Source organism: Candidatus Angelobacter sp. (assembly GCA_035607015.1).
GTDB lineage: Bacteria > Verrucomicrobiota > Verrucomicrobiia > Limisphaerales > AV2 > AV2.
In genome coordinates this window covers 1-6337 of sequence record DATNDF010000218.1, presented here as the reverse complement: position 1 = coordinate 6337, position 6337 = coordinate 1, and the positions used below count along the sequence as shown (strand labels likewise).

At 57.3% G+C, this 6337-nt stretch carries 6 protein-coding genes; 3 read left to right on the top strand and 3 right to left on the bottom strand.

Translation table 11 applies throughout. From position 1 onward, the window contains the following. The 3 genes from VN887_08945 to VN887_08935 form a co-directional block, all read left to right on the top strand. Positions 1 to 378, top strand: a 378-nt coding sequence (locus VN887_08945) for a hypothetical protein (GenBank protein ID HXT40137.1), incomplete at its 5' end; no start/stop codon positions are given. 33 nt (positions 379 to 411) lie between these two features. Then, on the top strand, positions 412 to 1038 hold the full coding sequence (gene hisH / locus VN887_08940) for an imidazole glycerol phosphate synthase subunit HisH (protein ID HXT40136.1): 627 nt from the start codon (positions 412 to 414) through the stop codon (positions 1036 to 1038). Positions 1039 to 1184: 146 nt separating this feature from the next. Beyond that, complete coding sequence (locus tag VN887_08935; GenBank protein ID HXT40135.1) at positions 1185 to 1799, top strand: superoxide dismutase; 615 nt, start codon at positions 1185 to 1187, stop codon at positions 1797 to 1799. A gap of 64 nt (positions 1800 to 1863) precedes the next feature. Here VN887_08935 and VN887_08930 read toward each other — a convergent pair whose 3' ends face one another. From VN887_08930 to VN887_08920, 3 genes are all read right to left on the bottom strand, one after another. Beyond that, a complete protein-coding gene (locus VN887_08930; protein HXT40134.1) occupies positions 1864 to 2883 on the bottom strand; it encodes a methylated-DNA--[protein]-cysteine S-methyltransferase in 1020 nt (339 codons plus the stop codon). Positions 2884 to 3028: 145 nt separating this feature from the next. Then, positions 3029 to 5104 (bottom strand): hypothetical protein, encoded by a 2076-nt coding sequence (locus VN887_08925; protein ID HXT40133.1) that lies wholly within the window; start codon positions 5102 to 5104, stop codon positions 3029 to 3031. A 166-nt stretch (positions 5105 to 5270) separates the two neighbouring features. Continuing rightward, positions 5271 to 6337: amino acid--tRNA ligase-related protein (locus tag VN887_08920; GenBank protein HXT40132.1), on the bottom strand; the 1067-nt coding region annotated here is incomplete at its 5' end.

The following is a 6337-nucleotide window of genomic DNA, read 5'->3' as shown; positions in this document are numbered from 1 at the left end:
TTGTCTCTTGGAACCAATGCATGGGACCCATTTTTCACGCATAGTACCAGTATCCAGGTGATCAGCAATGTCTTGTCATGCCGCGAAAGCCGACTCAGATTGGCGGCCGGATGCAACACAGACGAGTCGAATTTTCAACTGGTGAGGGTTGATCAGCCCCGGAACACTTCACTGATCTCCATCCGTTATTCCGGGACCAATAGCAACGTCGTTCAGAACATCGCCTCCAATGCTGCTGCGGCGATCGTTGAGTATTATTCGACCAACAAACCTACTTGGGAAGTCGCCTATATCGATGCTGAAAGTTATACTCGTCGTTCGTTATGGCGTAGGATACTTGATGAGATTGAGTATATTGAGTTTAGGCTCCAGCGCTAACTCCGTGTTTTACATTCTGTATTCTTCATGGCTATGTCCTCTATGATTGCATTGCTGGATTATGGCGCCGGCAACCTTCGTAGTGTGCACAAGGCGCTGCGCCATCTCGAAGCCGAGGTGCGGCTGGTCACTCGTCCGGCTGAATTGAAGGACGCGACATCGGCGGTGTTGCCGGGCGTGGGCGCGTTTGACGATTGCGTAAGCGCGCTCCAACGACAGGAATTGCTGGCGGCCTGCCGTGAGTTTATTCGATCGGGACGCCCGTTTCTGGGCATCTGTGTCGGTTACCAGGCCTTGTTCGATAAGAGCGAGGAGTTCAACAGTTGCGCCGCGGGGCTGGGAATCTTCAAAGGTACGGTCGTCCGGTTTTCGGAACAGCCGGGATTGAAGGTTCCGCAGATCGGCTGGAACCAGATTGAAATAACGCAACCCCAGTGCCCGATCTTTCGCGGGATTCGCAGCGGCAGCTACTTTTACTTTGTGCACAGTTTTTTTCCGGAACCCGATGACCAGACTATCGTCGCAGCGCGCACCATGTATGGAGAAACCTTTGCGTCCGCGGTGTGGAAGGACAATGTGTTTGCCACGCAGTTCCACCCGGAGAAAAGCCAGAACATGGGATTGCAACTTTTAAAGAATTTCGTGGAGCTGTCCCGGTGATGCCGGCGTGAAGCAGGTTTGCGTCCTCGTCCGGGTCCGCGCTTGAGCGGTCGGGAGGAAAATAACGCCGGCCTCTTGTGCGCGGTGTTTCTCTCTGTTAGTCTTTTTGCATTGATCGAAACTGAAACAACAATTGGAAAAAAACTATGGCACACCAACTACCCCCACTGCCTTATTCTCCGGATGCTTTGGAACCGCACATTGACAAGCAAACGATGGAAATCCATCACGGAAAACATCACAACGCCTACGTCACCAATCTGAACAAGGCCATCGCCGGCAACGCGGCGCTCGAGGCGAAATCCCTGGACGCGCTGGTCAAGGATCTGGCCGCCGTGCCGGACAGCCTCCGTGGCCCCGTGCGCAACAATGGCGGCGGGCATTGGAACCACTCGTTTTTCTGGCGAATCATCGGACCGAAAGCCGGTGGAGCGCCATCGGGCAAACTCGCGAACGACCTCAACGCCGCATTTGGCAGCTTCGATGCCTTCAAGGAAAAGTTCGAGGCGGCGGGGGCGGGTAGGTTCGGCAGCGGCTGGGCCTGGCTCGTCGTGAATAACGGCAAGCTGGAGGTTGTTTCGACCGCCAACCAGGACAATCCGCTCATGGGCAAGGCAATCGCCGGTTGCGAAGGCAAGCCGCTTCTGGGCGTGGACGTGTGGGAGCACGCCTACTATCTGAAATACCAGAACCGGCGGCCCGACTATTTGAAAGCCATCTGGAACGTGATCAACTGGGCCGAGGTGGCGAAGAACTATTGAGCACGGAATCCGGGTTGCCTAAAAAGCGCTCTGACGGTGTCAGCGCGCTTTTTTTGTGTCCGGGTCATGCCGCGCTTCGCGCTGCTTCCCAACCCAGCATCGCCCGCTTGCGGACTTCCCCCCAATGATAGCCTCCCGGCAGTCCGCTTTTACGAATGACGCGATGGCAGGGAATCAGGTATGCGATCCGATTGCTGGCAACGGCGTTGCCGATGGCACGCGCGGATTGTTTGTTTCCGAGGGTCCTGCCGAGTTCGTCGTAGGTCACAACGGCGCCAGGCGGGACTGTTAACAGCGCTTTCCAGACCTTGATTTGAAAATTTGTTCCCACGACCAGCACGCTCAAGGCTTCGGTGTCCGCGCCGTCCAGGGCGTGAAAAATTCGGCGAGCCACGGGTCCGGTGGTCTCGGGGCGCTCGTAAAACAAGGCGCCGTCCCACTGTTCCTTAAGCTGGCGGACCGATTCTTCCGGAGACGTGTCGCCGACAAAACTTAGCCAGCAGACGCCTCGTTTGGTTACGCCGATCAGGCACGTCCCAAAGGGGGAGGCATGTGTGCCGTAGTCAATTTCGATTCCGCCGCGGTTTTTTTTGAATTCGCCCGGGGTGACGGCCTCGATAGAAACAAACAAATCGTGCAAGCGACCCGGACTTGACAGGCCCGAATCGAACGTGACTTCCAGGACGGATCTTGACTCGGCCAGGCGCTGCTTCGCGTATTCAACGGTGAGGAATTGCAGGAAGCGTTTCGGGCTGACACCAGCCCATCGGGTGAAAAGCCGTTGGAAGTGATATTCGCTCAAATGAACCGAGCGGGCAACGGCCGCAAGGTCCGGCTGCTCGACAAAATGCGATTGCAAATAGGAAATCGCCTTTTCGATCCTCTGATAATCGATTGAAGCGTCGAGTCCGGTGCTGCGGTCCACATGGGAAACGGAGTTACCTATTGGTCGGCCCGGTCGGGAACCTCTCAATGTCGCACGGTTATGGACGTCATTTGACAACAACAAGTCTTTCATGCGGATGACAAAATAGCAGCCAGCGACGATCGTGCCCACCCGCTTCTTGCGGAGTTTGGGGAGCACCTTTCAAAGGGCCGGGCCGATTGCAACATCCGGCGGACAATGGGACCCGGCTCATGGCGCCGCAGACTCGTCGGTCCATCCGAAGATGGCCCCGGATTCGCGCGGTGCTTTGGTCGCGTGTGCGTTTGCGCGTCAATGTTAGCGATCAGGGTTGCGGCGGAGGCTGGAACAGCCGGAAAAATGATGCCTGACCATCGGGCTCGTAAGCCGTGTTCGGGTCAGGACTGGCGCTGGGGACGTGAACTAATATCCGCTTCACGGACCCCATCAGCGGGACCGTCCACATTGGGTCAGTCCAAGAGCCTGAGCTGGTGACGTTGGTGGTTGTCTGCAAGCCGAAACCTGAATCTGGCGTCGTCCAACTCAACCAGAAGGCGGCGTCGGGACCCACCAACTGCACACCGCTGGCATCTCCGGCGAGGACTTGCCACGTCGTTGTGTCCAATGCTGCGTCGGTCAGGAAATTGTCATCCAGAAGAGTCGTGGAACCGCTGTTGATTTGGAAGTGGCTCAATATGGCGGTCTGACCGACATTGTTACCGGCATTGGGTTGATCGCCCACGTACACGACCAACGGATCGGCAAACAGCGCCGCGGCCTCGGGAGGAATGTTGGTGCTGAACGTCGTCCCACCCGGCGAGGTCAAGGTAACATTCGTGTCCTGCTGAAAAGTCATCGACCATGTGCCGATGGGCGAAGCGTCCGCCACGCTCCCCAGTGTTCCGGGACCATAGAGAAACGTATTTCCTCCGGCTTCATTGGTCTTGTAACGGAAGGTGGCTGCAGCCGTTCCGTCAGCCCGGTTCTGGATGTCCAGGAAAACAACATTCGCCTCGCTGTAATCCGGATCGCTGGTTGCAGGCGCGCCGGGAACGAGGAAAAGATGCGTCTGAAAACCGCTGTGCGACGCGTCGGGATAATTGGTGATGGTAACTGAATAGGTTACGGGGCTTGCGCTTCCAAACCAGCTGAGTCCGGAACCTGCAACGGTGGCCAGGTTTTGCCGTTGGAACTGCCCTGAAGTCGGAATCAGATTGAGACCCCGGATCGGACGTTCCATGCTCAGAGTGGGGGGAGGATTTGAAACAACATTGGGTTGTGTAAACTCAAGGTTGTCGACGTAAAAAGTTACCGGCCCGGTGAGTGATCCCGCGCCGCCGCCGCCTCCCGAAAGCTCCAGCGTGATCGCCCTGATGTCGTTGCGCGCGCCCGACGGCGCCGCTGAAATATGGCGCCAGCCGTCGTTGGCGCTCACGCTCCCGCCGAATTGTGAGTTGAAGTCATAGTTTCCGCCGTTTCGGATTACCATTTGTAAAAATCCACTGTTGCCGGAGCCATCGGCCACGGAAGCGGGATCAACTTTTACATCCATCTCCATGGTCAGGTAGGAAGAGCCATCCAACGGAGCCGGGAGATCGATCGTGACGGCGCCCTTGTTGTTGCCGGCGAGATTGACCGCGTCGAACCCGAACGTGACCTTCATCGAACCCGAAGCCGAATTGGTGTTCGCATCCTGCGTCGGGTTGAATTCGATCAAATTGGTGACGCCGCCATAGTCGAAACGCCACCCGGCAAGCCCGTTCGTGTCATTGAATTGATCGACGATGACAGCAACGGCGCTGCTGGGTTTGGTGAATTTTACGTTGTCAACGTTGATGATGACCGTGCCGGTCAGGGTCGGGCCGCCGAAAACCTCGATGGTGACGGCGTGTATGTCGTTATACGCCCCGGTCAGTGGCGAAACGGCTATGTGTCGCCAGCCGCCGTTGGTACTCACGTTTCCTCCGAATTCTGAATTGAAGTCGTAGTTTCCGGTATTGCGAATCACCATCTGCAGATAGCCGCTGTTCCCGGAGGCGTCGGCCGCAGAGACAGGGTCAATTCTCACGTCCATCTCCATGGAGAGATAATTCGAGCCGGCCAATGCGGGGGAGAGATCAATCGTGAACGCGGCTTTGTTGTCGCTGCCCTTGCTCCCATCGAATCCAATGGTTACCTTCATCGACCCCGAGGCCGCGTTGTTGTTCGCATCCTGCGTTGCGTCGAACGCAATGGTCTGGGAAGCCCCGCCGTAATCCGCGCGCCATCCTGCCAGTCCGCTGGCGCTGTTGAACTGGCCGATGATGACATCGTCCGACGCCCGGGTTTGGGCCACCGAAACTGCCAGTAAGACGGTGAAGAGAAAAGCCGAAGGGGAGAAAGTGGGATGGGTGCGTTTCATGGTATCAGTAATATGTTCAACGGTTTTGTTTGAAGGCGTATTCGACCATTGTTGACACATTTTCGCACGGCTTGGTTTCAAGAGCAAGAAACGCTCTCTCCTGCAATCAAATGGCTGCGGACTGCATTAACGCCGTCACGCTGTTCCTCTCCGAAGCAGGAGAAGATCAGATCTTCGGCTTCAACTGCGGGAAGAGGATCACGTCGCGGATGCTTTCCTGGCCGAGGAGCATCATGCAGAGGCGGTCGATGCCGATGCCGATGCCGCCGGCGGGGGGCATGCCGTGTTCGAGGGCGACGAGGAAATCTTCGTCGAGCTTTTGCTGTTCGCCGCCGGCCTGGTGCTCCAATCGCTCGCGCTGTTCAATCGGATTGTTCTGTTCCGTGTAGCCGGGCGCGATTTCCTGGCCGTTGATGCACAGCTCGAAGACCTCGACCGTGGTCGGGTCGTCGGGCGAGAGCTTGGCCAGCGGCACGAGTTCTTTTGGCAAATGCGTGACGAACGTTGGCTGAATCAACGTCGGCTCGATCAATTTCTCGAAGACCGCGCCGGTGACTTCGAAATCTTCGTAGCCCGTCGCGATGTCGCCTTCCAGTTTCAAATCTTCAATCGCCCGCCGGCGGCGTTCGGCGGGTGACACGTCGAACCAATTAGCGCCGGCTTTTTCTTTGACCAAGTCCTTGTAGCGAACGCGTTTCCACGGGCGGGTGAGATTGATTGTCTTGTGCGTTCCGCTTTGGCTGGGTGGAACGGGCGACCCGCCCGTTCCGGTCGGCGACCCGCCGACCGGAATGGAAGTGGTATTGTTTCCGAGAACAGCGCCCGGTTTCATCTGCAGGGCCGCTTCCGTTCCGCCCGGCAGGTTGCCGGGCGGGACAGGCAAGTCGCCTGTTCCACCCATCCCTGTTCCAGCCGCTCGCCATTGATCAGCCTTCCCGGAAATCCCTTGGCCATGTTCGATCACGAGTGTCCCCAAAACACTTTGTGCCACGTGCGTAATCATCCCCTCCAACAACTCCATCATCGACTCATAATCGCCGAACGCGCAGTAGGCTTCCAGCATCGTGAACTCGGGATTGTGCCGGCGCGAGAGGCCTTCGTTGCGGAAGATGCGGCCAATCTCGAACACGCGGTCGATGCCGCCCACCAGCAGCCGCTTGTGATACAGCTCCAGCGCGATGCGCAGGTAAAGCTGGCAGCCGAGTGCATTGTGCTTCATGAACGGCTGCGCCG

Bases quoted from the DNA above. Each gene is read 5' to 3' on its own strand.
- hisH (HXT40136.1), top strand. From the start codon at position 412: ATGTCCTCTATGATTGCATTGCTGGATTATGGCGCCGGCAACCTTCGT.
- VN887_08925 (HXT40133.1), bottom strand. From the start codon at position 5,104: ATGAAACGCACCCATCCCACTTTCTCCCCTTCGGCTTTTCTCTTCACC.
- VN887_08935 (HXT40135.1), top strand. From the start codon at position 1,185: ATGGCACACCAACTACCCCCACTGCCTTATTCTCCGGATGCTTTGGAA.